The organism is Streptosporangium sp. NPDC001681 (assembly GCF_040298085.1).
GTDB lineage: Bacteria > Actinomycetota > Actinomycetes > Streptosporangiales > Streptosporangiaceae > Streptosporangium.
This window is the reverse complement of sequence record NZ_JBEOZN010000040.1, coordinates 1-17,000: the sequence shown is the minus strand read 5'-3', so window position 1 is coordinate 17,000 and position 17,000 is coordinate 1. Positions and strand designations below refer to the sequence as shown.

17 protein-coding genes, 1 tRNA gene and 1 pseudogene are annotated in these 17,000 nt (G+C 69.6%); 8 read left to right on the top strand and 11 right to left on the bottom strand.

All coding sequences use genetic code 11. The features are described from left to right. Positions 1-3: 3 nt before the first annotated feature. Positions 4-1,788 (top strand): serine/threonine-protein kinase, encoded by a 1,785-nt coding sequence (locus ABT130_RS19665; RefSeq protein WP_350921498.1) that lies wholly within the window; start codon positions 4-6, stop codon positions 1,786-1,788. Between the two features lie 59 nt (positions 1,789-1,847). Further along, positions 1,848-2,810, top strand: coding sequence for a quinone oxidoreductase family protein (locus ABT130_RS19660; RefSeq protein ID WP_350957093.1), 963 nt, complete (start codon positions 1,848-1,850; stop codon positions 2,808-2,810). A 135-nt stretch (positions 2,811-2,945) separates the two neighbouring features. Here the strand turns inward: ABT130_RS19660 and ABT130_RS19655 are convergent, their stop codons facing one another. The 3 genes from ABT130_RS19655 to ABT130_RS19645 are packed head-to-tail and all read right to left on the bottom strand — an operon-like array spanning position 2,946 to position 5,663. After that, positions 2,946-3,971 carry a PucR family transcriptional regulator gene (locus ABT130_RS19655; RefSeq protein WP_350957091.1) on the bottom strand — a complete coding sequence of 342 codons (1,026 nt, stop codon included), beginning with the start codon at positions 3,969-3,971 and terminating at the stop codon, positions 2,946-2,948. Beyond that, complete coding sequence (locus ABT130_RS19650; RefSeq protein ID WP_350957090.1) at positions 3,971-4,774, bottom strand: DUF2705 family protein; 804 nt, start codon at positions 4,772-4,774, stop codon at positions 3,971-3,973. The genes ABT130_RS19655 and ABT130_RS19650 overlap by 1 nt, the downstream gene beginning before the upstream one ends. Then, positions 4,743-5,663, bottom strand: a complete 921-nt coding sequence (locus ABT130_RS19645; protein ID WP_350957088.1) for an ABC transporter ATP-binding protein — start codon at positions 5,661-5,663, stop codon at positions 4,743-4,745. The genes ABT130_RS19650 and ABT130_RS19645 overlap by 32 nt, the downstream gene beginning before the upstream one ends. A 201-nt stretch (positions 5,664-5,864) precedes the next feature. On the opposite strand from ABT130_RS19645, the gene ABT130_RS19640 reads away from it, so the two are divergent. Both ABT130_RS19640 and ABT130_RS19635 read left to right on the top strand, forming a co-directional pair. Beyond that, positions 5,865-6,698, top strand: coding sequence for a patatin-like phospholipase family protein (locus tag ABT130_RS19640; RefSeq protein ID WP_350957086.1), 834 nt, complete (start codon positions 5,865-5,867; stop codon positions 6,696-6,698). Between the two features lie 135 nt (positions 6,699-6,833). Further along, positions 6,834-7,868, top strand: coding sequence for a 1-acyl-sn-glycerol-3-phosphate acyltransferase (locus ABT130_RS19635; RefSeq protein ID WP_350957084.1), 1,035 nt, complete (start codon positions 6,834-6,836; stop codon positions 7,866-7,868). An 18-nt stretch (positions 7,869-7,886) separates the two neighbouring features. Here the strand turns inward: ABT130_RS19635 and ABT130_RS19630 are convergent, their stop codons facing one another. The 4 genes from ABT130_RS19630 to ABT130_RS19615 form a co-directional block, all read right to left on the bottom strand. Continuing rightward, entirely contained in the window at positions 7,887-8,093 is a 207-nt protein-coding gene (locus ABT130_RS19630) for an SHOCT domain-containing protein (protein ID WP_350957082.1), read from the bottom strand. A gap of 129 nt (positions 8,094-8,222) precedes the next feature. Continuing rightward, the gene (locus ABT130_RS19625) at positions 8,223-9,746 is read right to left on the bottom strand and encodes a cobyric acid synthase (RefSeq protein WP_350957080.1); all 1,524 of its coding nucleotides are present in this window, start codon (positions 9,744-9,746) and stop codon (positions 8,223-8,225) included. Beyond that, positions 9,743-10,660: a cobalamin biosynthesis protein gene (locus tag ABT130_RS19620; RefSeq protein WP_451934884.1), complete on the bottom strand. Its 918-nt coding sequence runs from the start codon at positions 10,658-10,660 to the stop codon at positions 9,743-9,745. The genes ABT130_RS19625 and ABT130_RS19620 overlap by 4 nt, the downstream gene beginning before the upstream one ends. Before the next feature lie 55 nt (positions 10,661-10,715). Next, positions 10,716-11,516 (bottom strand): phosphotransferase, encoded by an 801-nt coding sequence (locus ABT130_RS19615; protein WP_350957076.1) that lies wholly within the window; start codon positions 11,514-11,516, stop codon positions 10,716-10,718. A 327-nt stretch (positions 11,517-11,843) separates the two neighbouring features. On the opposite strand from ABT130_RS19615, the gene ABT130_RS19610 reads away from it, so the two are divergent. Then, positions 11,844-11,917 (top strand) — tRNA-Arg (locus tag ABT130_RS19610). Between the two features lie 280 nt (positions 11,918-12,197). Here ABT130_RS19610 and ABT130_RS19605 read toward each other — a convergent pair. Further along, the gene (locus ABT130_RS19605) at positions 12,198-12,323 is read right to left on the bottom strand and encodes a hypothetical protein (protein WP_350957074.1); all 126 of its coding nucleotides are present in this window, start codon (positions 12,321-12,323) and stop codon (positions 12,198-12,200) included. Positions 12,324-13,248: 925 nt separating this feature from the next. Here ABT130_RS19605 and ABT130_RS19600 point away from each other — a divergent pair. Further along, entirely contained in the window at positions 13,249-13,452 is a 204-nt protein-coding gene (locus ABT130_RS19600; protein WP_350957073.1) for a hypothetical protein, read from the top strand. A gap of 372 nt (positions 13,453-13,824) precedes the next feature. On the opposite strand, the gene ABT130_RS19595 is transcribed toward ABT130_RS19600, so the two are convergent. From ABT130_RS19595 to ABT130_RS19585, 3 genes and pseudogenes are all read right to left on the bottom strand, one after another. Beyond that, on the bottom strand, positions 13,825-14,583 hold the full coding sequence (locus ABT130_RS19595; RefSeq protein WP_350957071.1) for a hypothetical protein: 759 nt from the start codon (positions 14,581-14,583) through the stop codon (positions 13,825-13,827). A gap of 220 nt (positions 14,584-14,803) precedes the next feature. Next, positions 14,804-14,916, bottom strand: a pseudogene (locus ABT130_RS19590) (transposase); the annotation flags it as partial. Positions 14,917-15,057: 141 nt separating this feature from the next. Then, positions 15,058-15,321, bottom strand: coding sequence for a hypothetical protein (locus ABT130_RS19585; protein ID WP_350957070.1), 264 nt, complete (start codon positions 15,319-15,321; stop codon positions 15,058-15,060). 277 nt (positions 15,322-15,598) lie between these two features. Between ABT130_RS19585 and ABT130_RS19580 the strand changes: the two genes are divergently transcribed. Beyond that, positions 15,599-16,624 (top strand): hypothetical protein, encoded by a 1,026-nt coding sequence (locus ABT130_RS19580; protein ID WP_350957068.1) that lies wholly within the window; start codon positions 15,599-15,601, stop codon positions 16,622-16,624. Between the two features lie 206 nt (positions 16,625-16,830). Then, a partial coding sequence (locus tag ABT130_RS19575; protein WP_350957159.1) for a transposase occupies positions 16,831-17,000 on the top strand: 170 nt, incomplete at its 3' end.

Sequence of the window (17,000 nt, the reverse complement as noted above, 5' to 3'; positions counted from 1 at the left end):
AAGGTGAACAACCTCAGTCCCGACGAACCACTACAGATAGGCCGATACCGCTTGCTCAGCAGGCTGGGCCGCGGCGGGATGGGCACGGTCTATCTCGGCGAGTCCCCCGACGGGCAACAGGTCGCCATCAAGGTCATCAACTCGGAGTACAGCCAGCACGAGCGGTTCCGGATGCGGTTCCGCAGGGAGGCCGACGCCGCGCAGCGGGTCCGCAGGTTCTGCACGGCCGCGGTCATCGAGGCGGCGCTCGACGGCGACCAGCTCTACGTCGTCACCGAGTACGTCACCGGCCCCAACCTGGAGGAGGCGGTGGAGTCCGGCGGGCCGCTGCACGGCTCCAGCCTGGACGCGCTGGCCGTCGGGGTGGCGACCGCGCTGACCGCCATCCACGCCGCCGGGGTGGTGCACCGCGACCTCAAGCCCTCCAACGTGCTGCTCTCCCCGGTCGGCCCCCGCGTGATCGACTTCGGCATCGCCCGCGCGCTGGACACGCTCAGCGGGATGACCGGGACCGGTGAGATCCTCGGCACCCCCCGCTACATGGCGCCCGAGGTGCTCCGCGGCGAGCCGGTCTCGGCCGCCTGCGACGTGTTCTCGTGGGGCTGCCTGATGGCCTTCGCCGCGAGCGGGCGAGCTCCGTTCGGCGGCGAGGCGCTGCCCGCGGTGCTTTACCAGGTGCTCAACACCGAGCCCACCCTGGAGGGCATGGAGCCCGCGCTGCGCGAGCTGGTCGGCTACGCCCTGGCCAAGGACCCGCGGCACCGGCCCACCTCCCAGCAGCTCCTCGACCATCTGGTGGGCCGCTCCGCCGCGCCCGAGCAGACCGCCCACTCGGTTCAGGCCTCCTGGCAGGGGCAGCCGGCCGGGCCCGCGAACGCCCCGGGAACCGACGACCTCCGGTGGACCCCCACCTCGATGTCCTCCCAGCCCGGCTACACGTTCTCCGGCAACCCGCAGACGGGCCCCGGCCACACGCTCCTGAGTCCGCAGAGCGATCTCGGGATCTTTCCGCGTGAACAGTCGGCCAAGCGCCGCAAGCTGGTCATCGGAGCGGCCGCGGCGGCCCTGGTGGTGGCCGGCGCGTTCGGCCTGAGTCTGGCCCTCTCCCCCGGTGGCCCCCCGGAGAATCTCACCCTGCTCTACCAGGACGACTTCACCCAGAGCGGCACCGGCTGGAGCGGCGGCACCTACAATCCGCTCGCTGACACCTACGGCTACGGCTACGCCCCTGACGGCTACTACGCCATCGACGTCAGCGGCTACTCCCCCATCAAGCGGGAACAGGCCCCGATCCCCTTCGTGCCCACACCCCCCGCCACCCCCGACCCCACAGCGAGCCCCACACCGGTCACGCCGAGCCGGATCCTGCTCGGCACCGACATCACGATCCGCTCCGGCAGCGTCGGCATGGGCGAGTACGGACTGTTCTGCCGGGGCGAGGACGACAACAAGGCGACCCGGTACGAGTTCCTGCTCGACACCGCGGGGAACGCCCGCATCCGCAAGACCGTCAAGAGCGCCGGGGGCGAGCTCACCAAACCCGTCAAGGTCGACCTGCCCAAGGGGAAGACCGCCCGCCTTCAAGCCGAGTGCACCGGGGTCGACGGGGGCGTGCAGCTCAACATGTGGGTCAACGGCGATCGGACGCAGTCCTTCCTCGACACCAACCCGCTGCCCAACGGCCTGGTGGGCGTGATCGCCCGGGTCGGCGAGAACAGCGACGCCGTGCTCAGGACCGCGTTCGACAATTTCACCCTGCACGGCCCCGCCGTCACCGGGCAGCCCTGAGTGATCCGCCCGGTGTCGGGGACGATCGGGACACTGACAGATCGAAGGAGTTCAGCACGATGCACGCCATAGCCGTCTCCGCCACCGGCGGCCCCGAGGTTCTCACCTACGTCGACGACCATCCGGACCCCGAGGTGAACCCCGGGGAGGTCCTGGTCGACGTCGCCGCCTCCGGCGTGAACTTCATCGACATCTACCACCGGATGGGCCGTTACCCGCTCTCCCTGCCTTTCATCCCCGGTGAGGAGGGCGCGGGCACCGTCGTCGCGGTCGGCGAGGACGTCCACGACGTCGCCGTCGGCGACACCGTCGCCTGGGCGTCCGTGCCGCGCAGTTACGCCTCCAGGGTCGCGGTGCCCGCTTCCAAGCTGCTCTCGGTGCCCGAGGGGGTCTCGCCCGAGGCCGCGGCGGCCATCACGCTCCAGGGACTGACCGCGCACTACCTGACCCACTCCACCTACGCGGTGAAGGCCGGTGACGACGTGCTGGTGCACGCCGCCGCCGGTGGCATGGGCCTGTTGCTCACCCAGATCGCCAAGCTGCGCGGCGCCCGGGTGATCGGCACGGTCTCCACCGAGGAGAAGGAGGCCCTGGCCCGCCAGGCGGGCGCCGACGAGGTGCTCCGCTACCGGCACTTCCCCGACGCGGTCCGCAAGCTGACCGGCTCCGGCGTGCACGTCGTCTACGACGGCGTGGGCGCGGCCACCTTCGACGAGAGCATCGCCTCGCTGCGCCCGCGCGGCATGATGGCGCTGTACGGCCAGGCCAGCGGCCCGGTCCCACCCGTCGACCCGCAGATCCTCGCCAGGAACGGCTCCCTGTTCCTGACCCGCCCCAGCCTGAACGCCTACATCGCCACCCGCGACGAGCTCGTCTGGCGGGCCTCCGAGATCTACGGCTGGGTGGCCGACGGGCGGATCCGGGTGCACATCTCCAACCGCTACCCGCTGGCGGAGGCCGCCCGCGCCCACTCAGATCTCGAATCCCGCCGTACGACCGGCAAGGTGCTGCTGATCCCCTGAGCGCCCTTTGCCCGATGCCGGGCGTGCGGGAACGCGCGAAGGCGCGTCAAAGGGCGCCGCGTCCGGCGTCGCCCCGGGCCCGTCGCCCTGCTCTTCGGTGACGGGCCACCGGGGCTCCGCGTACGGCGGGGGCGGTCAGCGCAGCGGCTGGGCGGGCCAGTCCAGCAGCCGGGCGCCCAGGACCGCCGTCTCCAGGGTGAAACGCTGGGTGGAATCGTCCGGTGAGAACCCGGTGAGGCGGCGGATCCGCTCCAGCCGGTAGGTCACCGCCCGGGTGCTGACGCCGAGTCTGCGCGCGGCGGCGGTCTGGTTGCCCTGGGAGGCGAAGACCGCCTCCAGCGTGGCGAGCAGCGGCTCGGGACCGCCCCGCGCCTCGAGCAGCGGGCTGAGCACCGTCGTCACCAGGTCCTCGATGGCCGCCCGGTCCCGCAGCAGCACCGGGAAGACCAGCAGGTCGGCGGCTTTCAGCACGGGGGCGCGCAACCCCAGCCGGTCGCCGAGCTCGATGGCGTTGGCACCCTCGCGATAGGAGGCGACCACCCCGCCGGGGCCTCGGTGTGCCCTGCCGAGACCGACCCGCCAGCCGGGCGCGAACAGCCGGCGGACGTGGTGGGTGAACTCGCCGGTCGCGGCGGCGAGGCCGCCCGGCGCCACGCAGACGAGCATCCCGTCCCGGACCGCGACCAGCACGTTGTGCGAGCCGAACCGGGCGATCAGCGCGTCCTCGATCCGCCGGGCCGTCTCCTCGGCGAGCCCGCCGTCCGCATCGGCGGCGGGGCGGGCGACGGCGACCGCGTAGCTCTCGGCCAGGCGGAGGCCGAAGTGCTCGGCCCGCTCGGCGAGCCGGTGGACGCGCCCCTGGAGCAGGTCGTCGACGAACTCCCGGCGCGCGAGCTCCTCCTGGCGCAGCGCGGACCGCTGGGCGTCCTCGTACCCCTCCATCAGCGCGGAGACCGTACGCCGCAGGGCCGGAAGCGGGACGGGGCTCACCGACTCGGCCATGGCCAGTGCCGCCTCGACCAGGGCACGGACGGACACGCCCCGCTCCGCGGCCAGCGCACCGGCGGCGCGGCAGTCGTCGAGCTCGGCTCTGCCCGGCGGCCTGCCGGTGGCGGCCGCCTCCCTCAACGTCCGGAGATGGCCGCCGAGCAGCTCGTCCATCAGACTCCCACGTCACGCCTGTCGAAGGCCGGTATCGCGGTCAGCACCAGCGCGACGATCGCCCCTGCCAGCACGAGATACTCCCACGCGGGAAATCCCTGCTGGATCGGCCGTCCGTCGAGGTAGTAGTGGAACGGCGAGATCCAGCGCAGCCAGGACACCCCGTCCACGTCCCTGCCCATCGTCTCGACCACGTAGCCGGCCACCGCGACCACCCCGACCACCGCCAGGGCGACCCCCCTGCGTCCCGTCAACGCGCCGACGGTCAGACAGAGCGTGCCGAAGAAGAGGGCGAGCAGGAAGACGCCGGTGTGACCGGCCAGGATCCGGTCGGCCGGAACGTCCATGCCGACGGCCGAGGTCAGGCCGAACACGACGAGGAAGGTGACCGCCGTCACGCCGAGCAGGGCGAGGGCGAGGGCGGCGAAGCGCTCCAGGACCAGCCGCCTGCGGGTGATCGGGAGGGTGAGGGTCAGCTCCAGGGTGCCCGTCTCCTCGGGCTGGGCGATCGCCCGGTTACCGATCACCGCGGCGCACATGATGAACAGCATCGGCCCGAACAGCTGGTAGACCAGCGTCTGCAGGTAGCCGGGGCCGCTGGTGAAGCCGTCCTCCAGACCGCCCATGAGGTCGCGCATCGCCCCGGGGAACTTGGTCAGCGCCACCTGCCCGTAGAGCTCGGGGTTGCTCACGATGGTCGGGTAGTACGCCAGGTACAGCCCGAAGAACGCGCTGATCCCGATCGTCCAGCCGAGCAACGCCCGCCGGTAGTCACGCAGGCTCTTCGACACCAGCGCGGGCATGACGCGCCTCCTCATCGCTGTAGTAGGTCAGGAAGATCTCTTCGAGGTCGGGCTCGGCGCTGACCATGTGCACCACGGTGAACCGCGCCGCCACCTTGACCAGTGCGTCCGGGCGGCCGTCGATGGTGCAGCGCACCCCGGCGCCCTCCACCCGCAGGTCCCGCACGCCGGGCAGGTTCTCGAACGCCTCGCGGGGCACCGGCGCGTCGAAGTGGAACTCCACCTGGCGCACCGCCTTCTCGCGGAGCGCGGCGACGTCCTCCACCGCGACCAGCCTGCCGGCACGTACGATGCCGACCCGGTCGGAGACGTGCTCGACCTCGGCCAGCACGTGCGAGGACATCAGCACGGTACGGCCGGAGGCGCGGACCTCGCGGATCATCGCCAGGAACTCCTGCTGCACCAGCGGGTCCAGGCCGCTGGTCGGCTCGTCGAGGATCAGGAACTCCGGCTCGTGCATGAACGCCTGAATGAGCCCGACCTTCTGCTTGTTGCCCTTGGAGAGCTTGCCCATCGGCACCGCCAGGTCGGCCTCCAGCCGCTCGGCCAGCTCCGCGATCCGGCCCTTGGGCACGCCGCCGCGTACCGCGCCGAGAAAGGCGAGGTAGTCTCCCGCCCGTTCCCTGCCCTCCAGGGCCAGTTCGCCGGGCAGGTAGCCGATCCGGCTCCGCACGTCCGCCTCGCGGGGATCGCTGCCGAGGACCGTCATCCGGCCCCTGGTGGGGCGGATCACGTCCAGGAGCAGCCGGATCGTGGTCGTCTTTCCCGCGCCGTTCGGGCCGAGGTACCCGAACACCTCCCCGGGCCGGATCTCCAGGTCGAGATCCTCAAGTCCCCGGCGCCCGCCGTAGAACTTGGTGAGCCCCTCGGTTTCCACCACCGCTGTCATGCACCCGATCGTGCCCGCCCGCCGGTGCGGGGGCCATGGCCGGATCCCGACAGTTGGCCGCCCTTTCCTTGCCCGAATCCGGACCCCGCCCCACCGCCCCGTCGTGACACCGGGGGGCCGTACCGATCCCCGGCGCGGTCTATCGTGAGGTCGTTGACGAATCGCGCGGCACCGGGCCGCCTGGCAACCTACGGAGGAGCGATGAGCGTGGACACCGCCTTCGTCCTCGGCGGCGGAGGGGTCCTCGGCGCTTACGAGGTGGGCATGCTGCGGGCACTCGACGAGGCGGGCATCAAGCCCGATGTGATCGTCGGCACGTCCGTGGGCGCGCTGAACGGCGTCGTGCTCGCCGCCTCCCCCGGTGACGCGGTCGCGCGCCTGACCACGCTGTGGGGCTCGAACGTGGTCCGTACCGCGTTCGCGGGGTCGTGGGTGACCCGGCTGTCCACCCTCGCCAGGACCGGCACCCACCTGCACTCCGGCCAGCCGCTGCGCGACCTGCTGACCCGGACGCTCTCCGTCTCCCGGATCGAGGATCTCGCGGTGCCGTTCCAGTGCGTGGCCGCCTCGGTCGAGCGCGCCACCGCGCACTGGTTCACCGAGGGCCCCCTGGTCGAGGCGGTGCTGGCCTCCTGCGCCGTCCCCGGGCTGCTACCCCCGGTCCGCATCGGCGGCGAGCACTTCCTCGACGGCGGGCTGGTGCACAGCATCCCGGTCGGCCGCGCGGTCGCGCTGGGCGCCCGCCGGGTCTACGTGCTGCACGTGGGCAGGATCGAGCGTCCCCTGCTGGTGCCGCGGCGCCCGTGGGAGGTCGGGATGACCGCCTTCGAGATCGCCAGGCGGCACCGCTTCGCCGAGGAGATGGCCACCCTGCCGGGCGACATCGAGGTCCACGTCATGCCGTCGGGCGGCGAAACACGCCCGGGAATGGATCTGGCCCAGCTGCGTTATCGGGATATATCGAATATATCTGGATACATAGAACGGGCGTACCAGGCCTCGTCCGACTACCTGGCCCGTAACTCATCCACCTGAGTTCCCCACCCCGAGGCCCCCAGCGGCCGCACACACCGGCTCCCCCGGGGGAACCGGCACTCCCCTCCATACCGACCATCAACCCGTCAGAGCCAGACACCCGCACCGCATATCACCCCCAGGCAGGAGCCGCTCATGCTGCCTCCTCGCATCATCCGCCGTCTGATCCTGGCCCCGCTCGTCATCGTGCTCACCGTGGTCGCGGTGATCACGCTCCCGATCTGGCTGCTGGTGGTGGCCGCGGCCTCGCTGCGCCTGCCGCCCCCGCAGCGGCGCGGCACCCGGCTGGTCTGGTTCGCGGTGGCGTGGCTGGCGTTGGAGTCGATGGCGCTGGTCGCCTGCCTGGGCCTCTGGGTGGCGAGCGGGTTCGGCGGATGGCTCCACCGCGACGAGCACCAGGAGCGGCACTACGCGCTGATCCGGTGGCTCCTGTCCAAGGTGTACGGAGTGGCCGTGCGGATCTTCCAGCTGAGCGTCGAGATCGACGAGCCGACCCTCACCTCCGACGAACTCTCCCGGCGCCTCACCCGCCCCGTCATCGTGCTGTCCCGCCACGCGGGTCCCGGCGACTCGTTCCTGCTCGTCCACCACCTTCTCACCCGGTACGGCAGGCGCCCGAGGATCGTGATGAAGGCCGCCCTGCAACTCGACCCCTCACTGGACGTGGTGATCAACCGCCTCCCCAACGCCTTCGTCCCGCGCAAGACCTCCGAGAACGGCGTTCTCGGCGAGATCCGCCGCCTGGCCTCGGGCATGGACGCCGACGACGCCCTGGTGATCTTCCCGGAGGGCGGCAACTTCACCCCCAGGCGTCGCTGGCGGGCCATCCTCCGGCTGGAGCGCAAGGGCCTGTCCGAGGAGGCCGCGCGGGCCCGCGGGCTGGAACACCTGATGGCGCCCCGCCCCAACGGGGCCATCACCGCCATCGAGGCCTGCCCCGAGGCGGATGTGATCTTCGTTGCGCACACCGGCCTCGACGACCTGGTCACCCTCGGAGACATCTGGCGCCGCCTGCCGATGAGCGCCGAGATCAAGGCCAAATGGTGGCGGGTCCAGGCCGCCGACGTGCCGCGCGACCGCGAGAGCCAGATCCGGTGGCTCTTCGACCAGTGGGAGGCGATCGACGCCTGGATCACCGCGAACCAGCCCACCTCCGCCCCCGCCGCCTGACAGGCCGCGGAAACGGGCCTACCACTCCTGGGAGAGACCCGACATCCGGCGGAGGTACTCGTCCTCGTCGATCTCACCGGCCGCGTAACGACGTCTGAGGATCTCGCGGGGGCTGTCGACGGCGGGTTTGGGAGCCGAGAAGGAGCGGATCATCCGGGCCATGCCGAGAACCATCATGGCGATCACGGCGATGACGAAAAGCAACACGATGATGCGGACCATCATCGACCTCCCAGACTTCCCCCATCGGATCTGGCAGGGGAAATACCAATTTTACTAGGCTATGGCACCTTCTTCCCTGTCGCGCTGGAAAAGAATGGGGACGCCCCCTCGCCGGATCGTCCCCGCCACCGGTCAGCCGGCGGAGGATCCACCTCGGGAGAGGTACGGGGCCTCGCGCCGGGTGGCGCCGGGCGGAAGCGACGGCAGGCCCGAAGGTGCCCCGCCCTCCATCAGCCGGAGCAGTGCCCCGGTGTCGACGTTCCGCTCGACCAGGTCGCCGAGCGCGTCCAGCCGCTCCTCGCGCAGGGCGGCGAACGACACGTCAGGGGCCGGGGTGAAGTCGCGGCCGGAGACGGCGGCCACGTCGGCCAGGAACGCCCGGCGGAAATCGTCGTTCTCCAGGGCACCGTGCCAGGTGGTGCCCCACACCGAGCCGTACCGGCAGCCGTCCAGGAAGGGCTCGCCGCCGTCGGCCGTCACGACGCCGTGGTGGATCTCGTACGCCTCGACCCGGCAGCCGTAGGCGGCGCCCACCGGGCGGCCCAGCGTCTTGTCCTCGGCGAACTCCACCGAGGCGGGCAGCAGCCCCAGCCCCTCGACGAGGCCGGCCCCCGACTCGACGTCGTCACGGATGGTCCTGGCGAGCATCTGGTAGCCGCCGCAGATGCCCAGCACGGCCCGTCCCCCAAGGGCCTCGGCCAGGCCGGTGGCGCGGAGCCAGGCCAGGTCGGAGACCGTGGCCCGGGAGCCGGGCAGCACCACCAGATCGGCATCGTCCAGCTCGCCCGGCGAGGTCACGTAGCGGACCGTCACTCCGGGCTCGGAGGCCAGCGCGTCCACGTCCGTGAAGTTGGAGATCCTCGGCAGCCGTACCACCGCCACCCGCAGACTCTGCCTGCCGTACGGGGCGCGCGCCCCGAGCGCGGGCCGGTTGTCCAGGGCCAGGGAGTCCTCGACGTCCATCCAGAGGCCGTCCAGCCAGGGCAGCACCCCGTACACCTCGCGGCCGGTCAGCTCCCTGATCATCTCCAGGCCCGGTTCGAGGAGCTCGGGCGCCCCCCGGAACTTGTTGATCACGAACCCGGCGATCAGTGCCTGGTCGGCGGGCTCCAGCAGCGCCACGGTCCCGTACAGCGAGGCGAAGACCCCGCCCCTGTCGATGTCGCCGACCACGACGACCGGCAGGTTCGCGGCACGGGCCAGGCCCATGTTGGCGATGTCGCCCGCACGCAGGTTGATCTCCGCCGGGCTGCCCGCCCCCTCGCAGACCACCACGTCGTAGGCGGCCCGCAGCCGCTCCAGCGCGTCCACCGCGACCTGGCGGAGCCGCTCCTTGACGTCCCAGTACTCCATCGCGTCGACCTCGGCCATCGGCCTGCCCATCACCACGACCTGGCTGCGCCGGTCACTGCCCGGCTTGAGCAGGATCGGGTTCATGTCCGCGCCGGGCTCCAGCCCGCACGCGGCTGCCTGCACCGCCTGGGCCCGGCCGATCTCGGCGCCGTCGGCGGTGACGAAGGAGTTCAACGACATGTTCTGCGCCTTGTACGGCGCGACCCGCACCCCCTGGCGGGCCAGCCAGCGGCAGATCCCGGCGGTGACGACGCTCTTGCCCGCGTCGGAGGTGGTCCCGGCGACCAGCAGCGCCCCCTTCACCCCCTCCTCCCGCGCGATCCGCGTACGGCGGCCAGGACGGCGAGCCCCGCCGCGGCCAGGCCGACCGCCCGCGCCAGCCGTACGGACCTGCGGATGTCGGCGACCGAGGGCTCGGGCCCTTCGCCCATCTTCGGCCGGTGCTCCACCCGGGTGCCGTACACGTTCACCCCGCCGAGCGTACGGTCCAGCGCGCCCGCGAAGGCCGCCTCGCAACGGCCCGCGTTGGGACTGGGGTGGCGGTGGCCGTCCCCGCGCAGCACCGCCGCCGCCCGCCGCGTCGAACCGCCCACCAGGGGGGCGCCGAGCACGGCGAGCAGCCCGGTGATCCTGGCGGGTACGAAGTTGGCCACGTCGTCGAGGCGGGCCGCGGCCCAGCCGAAGCGCTCGTAGCGCTCGTTGCGGTGGCCGACCATCGCGTCCAGCGTGTTGACCGCCCGGTAGGCGAGCAGGCCGGGCACCCCGGCGACCGCCCCCCAGAACAGTGGCGCCACCACCGCGTCGGAGGTGTTCTCCGCGATCGACTCCACGGTGGCCCTCGCCAGCCCAGGCGCTGCCAACCCGGAAGGATCCCGCCCACACAGATGAGGCAGCCTCTCCCGGGCCCCGGCCAGGTCGCCGTCCTCCAGGAGCCCGGCCATCGCCGCCCCCTCGCGGCCCAGCGTGGTGCCGCCGAGGACGGCCCAGGTCGCCGCCGCGCTCAGCGCGGCCCGCACCATGGGATCGCGCGGCCGGGTCGCGGCGTGGCCGAGCAACGCCACCGGAACCACGCACAGCGCGACGTGGAACACGCCCCTTGCCCGGCCGTCGCCGTACACCCGCTTCTCCACCTCGGCGGCGGCGGTGCCGAACAGCGCGACCGGATGCCCGCGCCGGGGATCGGCGAGCACGGCGTCGATCACGACCCCGGCGAGCATCCCCACCCCTTCGGCTACCCTAGGTCCCCTTAGTCCCACTTTGGTGATTAGTCGACTAAATGAGATGTTCATGGAGTTCATCTTGGTGGGTCTCCAGCCAGACCCGGGCCCGCCGGATGCGCACCCCCGCCCCACCGGCCCACATCCGGGTCCATCCGCCGCCCCCGGCCTCGGCCCTGGCACGCATCACCTGGTACGAGCGGTCGAAGCGGAGCCGGGCCAGATCCAGCAGGCGTCTGCGGTCGCGAGGCGCCAGGCCGTACGCGTCACAGAACAGGCGGAGCCGGGGCCCGACCTCAAGGCGGCGCTGGAGCGGCTCCAGATCGATGGGATCGGCGATCGGCGCCCAGTGCCGCAGCGTGGTCACCACGTCGAAGAGCCGGGTCGTCGGCCGGGCCATGTCGAAGTCGATCAGCGCGACCGGCAGCCCGTCGCGGAAGATCACGTTGTCCAGGTTGACGTCGCAGTGCCCGATCAGCCTCGGGGCCGCGTCGTCGTTGGACCCGCCCTCCCAGACGGCTCCCTGCGGCGGGACGAACCTCTCGGCCGCGTCGTGGAAGCGGCGCAGCAGCCGCGCCAGCGCGGCCAGCGACTCCCCGCTGAGCGCGTAGCCGGGCAACGGCCTGGCCGCGGAACCGCCCTCGACGTAGCTCAGCACCTCCCGGCCCCGCTCGTCCATACCCAACGCCCGGGGCGCCCCCTCGAAGCCGGAACGCTCCAGGTGCCGCAGGAGTGCGTGCACCGAAGCGGTGGAGGCCCGGCTGGGCCGGCGGACGGTGTCCCCGACCCGCACCACCCCGTCGGTGACATCACCGCCCAGAAGGGGGATCTCCTGTTGGGTCGTGACGGCGAACATGCCACCCGAGCGTAGACCGCTCGGCCTCCCCGCGGGGACGATTCGGGCAGACATCTCCCTGTCGGATGGAACATCCGGAAGTCGTCCGCCCATCGGACATCCGCTGCCCCGCCCGCCAGGAGAGCGGCAGGTCACCGGGGAGGTACCCGCCCCGTCCAGCCCGGTTTCCCCGTCCCGAACAGCCAGAATCCGGCCACCGCCCACCCGGGCCGAGGCGCCCTGACGGCCGTTCCCTCCGAGGGCGCGAGACGCCGCAGAGTGATCCTCGCGACACAGCCCCGAAACCGATACATGAGCACTCCCCGGATCATGCACAATTGAGCGGGAGCACCCTTAGCTCAGCTGGATAGAGCACCGGACTTCTAATCCGACGGTCGCAGGTTCGAATCCTGCAGGGTGCGCAACGCGCGAGCAGCCAAGAGGGCCCGTGACCAGCGGTGATGCCGGTCATGGGCCCCCTTGCCGTGTCCGGTGGTGTACGGCTAACACTGGCGGATTGCGGTTGATCCTTCCCAATGCCTTCCCACGGAGCACACCAGCGTGCGTTGCCCCGTCGCGGATGGGATCGGCGCAGCTCACAGATCGCTGCCTCAACCTGGCCGGCGTCCGCATCGGACGCACCTTCACCCGATGGAAGCGATCGGCCGGCGCGCTCAATCCGCCCTCTCGACAGCGACACACTCAGGTATGCACCGTCTGCCGCGACACCCCGTACCGGCCTACGACATCGGCCACCGCCACACCAGACAACACCTCGATCACCGCGTGATAGCGCTGCTCCACGACACTCAACTCCACCAATGCCATCCCGGCCTCCCTGAAGCGCAGACAACGCCACGAGCAGGCACAGAAGACGATCAAGGTGTCAACCATCAAGCGAGACAGGACACACGCTGCCACGGAACATTGCCGAATTAACCTTGTATGGATCAAGCGGCGGCGCGCCGCGCCGCCGTACGCCCCGCGTCGACGTCCCCGCGCCGCGCTGCGGCCTGGGGGCCGGTCACGGCGCGGGCGTCACGCGGGGCATCGCCGCACGACCGCCGCGCCGCGGCCAGCCAACGCACCGACCACCGGCACGCCGCCGCTACCCACGACCGACCCGATCTGGCGCCACTACTGGCCAGTCGAGCCGCAGGGACACGGCCTTTAACCACTAACCCGGTCCAGGCATCCACACGACCCGTCACCCAGCGACTTCGCCATTCTTCACATCCTGGCCACGTCGCTTCCGCACTAAATACACGACTCCGGCCACCAGTTTGAGCAGGATCCCCAGCGAGAGAAACACCCACATTCCCGTCAGCCATGCGTCCGGCATGGGGCCGTGAAACCCAGAGAGCCCGAACACCGCACCAGCCCCGGTCCACCCGCAAAAGACGAAAGTGCACGCAGACCCAAGCTGATACCAAAAAGATCGCCGCACATTCATGCCACCAACCCTCCCATTCCACCCCCAACTAAAACAGTGCCTCCGGCTCTGGGACAATCACCGTGCTGAGCGCAGGACCGTAGGCGGCTGAGGTGTAAGCCTGATCATCCCGCCCATCGTCGACCCGGGACAAGCCGAGCAGACCAGGGCCACGGGGCCAAGGTCGTTCCTCCAGCTGGGGACTCCACCTTGTCCCCGTGGCCCTGGCCCGCTTCCCCTTCGGGCGGGTCGACGGCAGAGCAGTACAGCAGACGCGCTCAGTAAGGCCGTCGCTGATACGCAGGCGGCATGATGGCTGTCATGGCGGACGACTGGACCGACATCGACGAACGAATTATTCAAGCTCGTATTCTTCCTGCTCTCAAGCTGATCCGAGAACAGTTCGGGGGCGATCTTAGAGAAGCCATCGACCTTCTTAATGGCCGATATCTGCACCTACGGGAGGTCCGCTCAGATGACTTCACCGTGGGTCCCGAGGACTACGGCAGAGGGGTCTACACGTAGAACCGCCTGTGCCCGTTAGAAGGGTGATCAAGGGGGACTCACGGGGAACCGCGGGCACTCGGACCCCTACCCCGCAGGTCAGCGTTCCGCCAGCTCAGCCCCCAAGCCAGTTAGAGACTTCCCAGGCTGGCAGCACGGGTTCGATTCCCGTCGCCGATTCCACGTACGAAGGACCAGGTCGGGAGAGGTTTCCCTCTCCGAGTCTCTTTGAGCTTCGCACGCCGCTTGGGCTGGCCGCCGTGGGCGGGGGATGCCTAAGCGGTTGTCCGAGGTCATGGGAAGAGCACCGGGTACTCTCCGGTCGGTGGTCGCCGAAGCGGCCTTGGAGGTTTCAGATGTTGAGGTCCAGCCTTGGACGGGAGGCGCTTCGGGTCAGGCTCCGGCCGTGGGGTCCGATGGCGGTTCAGCGCTGCTGGTGTAAAGCGTAAGGCCGCCACCATGCGCGGGCCGGAATCCTAGTTCATGGAGTTCGGGATCGTCGATCGCAGTGACCACGCGCAGGGCGCCGGCCTCGGCTACCTGGCAGATCGTGAGACGCACCAGCGCATCGCGTACCTCTGATGGGACGTCAGGCTGGATGTGCACCAGGTTGAGACGGGCGGTGGTGTGCTGCTTATCCTCCCAAGATGCGGCTGCATGACCGACATAAGGTTTCCCGCGGGCGTTGTCGACGTAGGCCTGAAGCCAGCAGGCAAGCTTTGCCTCGACGATCAGCTGTCTGGGAATGGTGACATCCATCCCTGCCTCGGCCAACCAGTAGCCGGCCTCGGATGCAAGCGGAAAAACCGATGCCGAAGGCGATCCATAAGCCCTCTCCCGGGCATCCCTCTGCAACGGCGAGAGGGAGAGCACGACGTCGTCGAGTGGAATCGAACTGATGAAGAACCCGGCGGGGCAGACATCTGGAGCATCGTGAGTGTCCAACACGACGTACCCACCTTGGATCATCCGGCGGCTTCGACGAACCAGCCCGGTCCCGAGTTCCTCCGCGAGGCGAGATGCGACTTCTGCGGCCCATTCATCCGCTGAGGTCACCGGCAGGCCAGTCCATGAACTCTCTGCTGCAGTCGGAAACTTAACCTTGATGGCGTATATGTTCGGATCTCGTCGCCAGCGGAAGATCACTAACATGCTGTCGGGCTCCGCCACGACATCGACGGCGGAGTATCCGTCCGTCACAGCGCCCGCACGTAGCAAGCACGTCCTGACCGCTCTGAGGACCTCCTGCCGGGACCACTCAATCGCCACATGTCCAGACTCCCACACCCTTCCCCAATCGGATCGGGGCTTGTCGCTGAAGATCGTGGGATCTCCCCGTCGAGGGGAGAACGGTTCCGTGGACCACCAGGCTCTTGCCAGAGGCGCGGGTGATGGGCACGATCCGGCATACGCCTTGAGCGCGAGGGCGTCAGCGAAGCGGGTGCGATCGTCGCCGACCTCAGCCAGGACGTGGGCTCCGGTCAGTTTGGTCCTGGGAGCCAAGTTGGGAGCCAACCAGCCGGACGACCTCGCACCGAGCTGGCCTGATACGGACAGGCGGCTCGTGTGCGACCTGCGTGGTGAACGCGTCTGAACGCCTTCGGGCCTCGTTTGGGGACCTACAGATCAGAAGGCGAAGCCGCACCACTCGATCCAGGAGCGCAACCGCTGGAGGATCTCGCGCAGGTGGGCGTCATCGGCAAGGCCTGGAGGTGCCCATGCCTCCGTCCTGAGCTCGCTCTCGGCATCGAGTTCGGCCCAGGTTTCCTCGAACGAGTCCCTGATGCTCAGCTCGCGCGGATCGGCGGCCTCGAACAGGCCGCGAAGGTCTTCGGCCAGCTTGGGTAAGGAAATCTCGCCCGAGTCGTACAGGTCAATCCGCGCAGCCATTTGGTTGATGAGAGCGCGTTTGTGGTCCCCCACGGCGTCACCTTCTCGATCTCCAAGCCATTGTGCCAACGGCCGACCAGTGCGGGATACATGAAAGATGATCTTCATTGCATGAGTGCGATGGAGGTAATTTCACCCCGGTAGAAGGCGCTGCTGCTGCCCGGAACGCAGCCCTCTGGAAAACCGGTGCCGCCAGTGGCGTCTCATCCGGGAGACCGCGAAGCATGGCAAGCTGACGGATCATGTTCTGTCAGTACCGTCTGAGATGGTCTGCGGCATGGTCTTTTTCATCTACCGCAGCGTCTACGAGGGCCCCTCCGGCAAGCTGGTGCGGCATTTCCCCGACGCGACGGTGCTCGACTGGTTCCGTAGGGTCTGGGACGAGGCGGGAAGCGATGACGCTTATGAGTGGGTCACCCGCGAACTCGGGGCGAGCGTCTACGGCCTGTCCACCATCTTCGAGACGGGGCTGCCCGCGCCCCAGAGCACGGCGGAGCTGCACCGCCTCCTGGAGGAACACCTCTACGTCGAGCAGGAGCTACGGGTCGACGAGCACAGCGTGCGGGTGCTCACCGATGACGACGACGTCATGCTGGCCTACTTCTTCGTCGAGGACGCTCTCGTGGCCGCCGAACCGGAGCGCTGGGCCTACCTGCTGCATGACGGATGGGAACTCCCCGGCGTCCCTCCCGGCTTCTCCGCCGACCGGCCGTTCACCCCTCCGGTGGCGACCTGGGCCCCGACGCCCGCGCAACCCGGAAGCGAAGGGGCGACCTACGCGGTCGTGCTGACCTTCTACAGCACCCTCGACAGCATCGGCTGGAACACACCGACCTGCTTTCCCGGCATCCGGTTACCCCAGCTCGCGGCGACCCTGCGGGAGACAGACGCCCCGATCGATGAGTGGTCCGGGGAACTGGCCGTCCTGCGCGCCCTCGTCGCACCCGATGAGGACGAGATCGGGCCGGCCCTGGAGCGCTGCAACCTTTGGCCCGACTTCGAGCGGAACATCCCGGAGACGTACGGCGCTTACCAGCAGGCCCACGAGATCGCGCTACGCCTGCTGGAGGGGGTCGAGACTTTCCGGGGTCGCGATCCGCACCGCACGATCATCCGGCAGAGCGAGCACATGACTCAGATGGCCATCCACATCGATTACCACTCCGGCTACCGCCAGTGGTTCATCTTCGATGACATCTGGGCCGCCGCCCACCCCGATCTGGCCGCCTCACTGATGCACTACGGTCCTCACTGGGATCCCCGCTGCCATCGCGACCATGGGATCGGGGAATGCGCCCCATAGGAGCGGCAGCATCGAACCGCAGGCTTACCGGGTGCAGGGGCCTAACCACCCGATGCGGTCTTTCACTCACAGCCCGAGACAGACCAAGATCCGGAGCATATACGGAACGGTCGCGCCACCTCCAAGGCAGGTCACGTGAACCGCGCCGGGTTTCGTGGAGACTCTGATGTACCCCGGCTTTCGTGGAGTCGCTTTGGTTGACTTACATGCCTCCACCCCCTTCAGGAGAGGTCGGCATGGCAAGGAGATATCCCCCTGAGTTCCGCCGGAAAGTCCTGGATCTGTTGCAGGCCGGCCGGACCGTGCGGCAGGTGGCCTTCGATCTACAGATCAGCGACCAGACGATCTACAACTGGCGCGAGCAGGAGCTAATCGA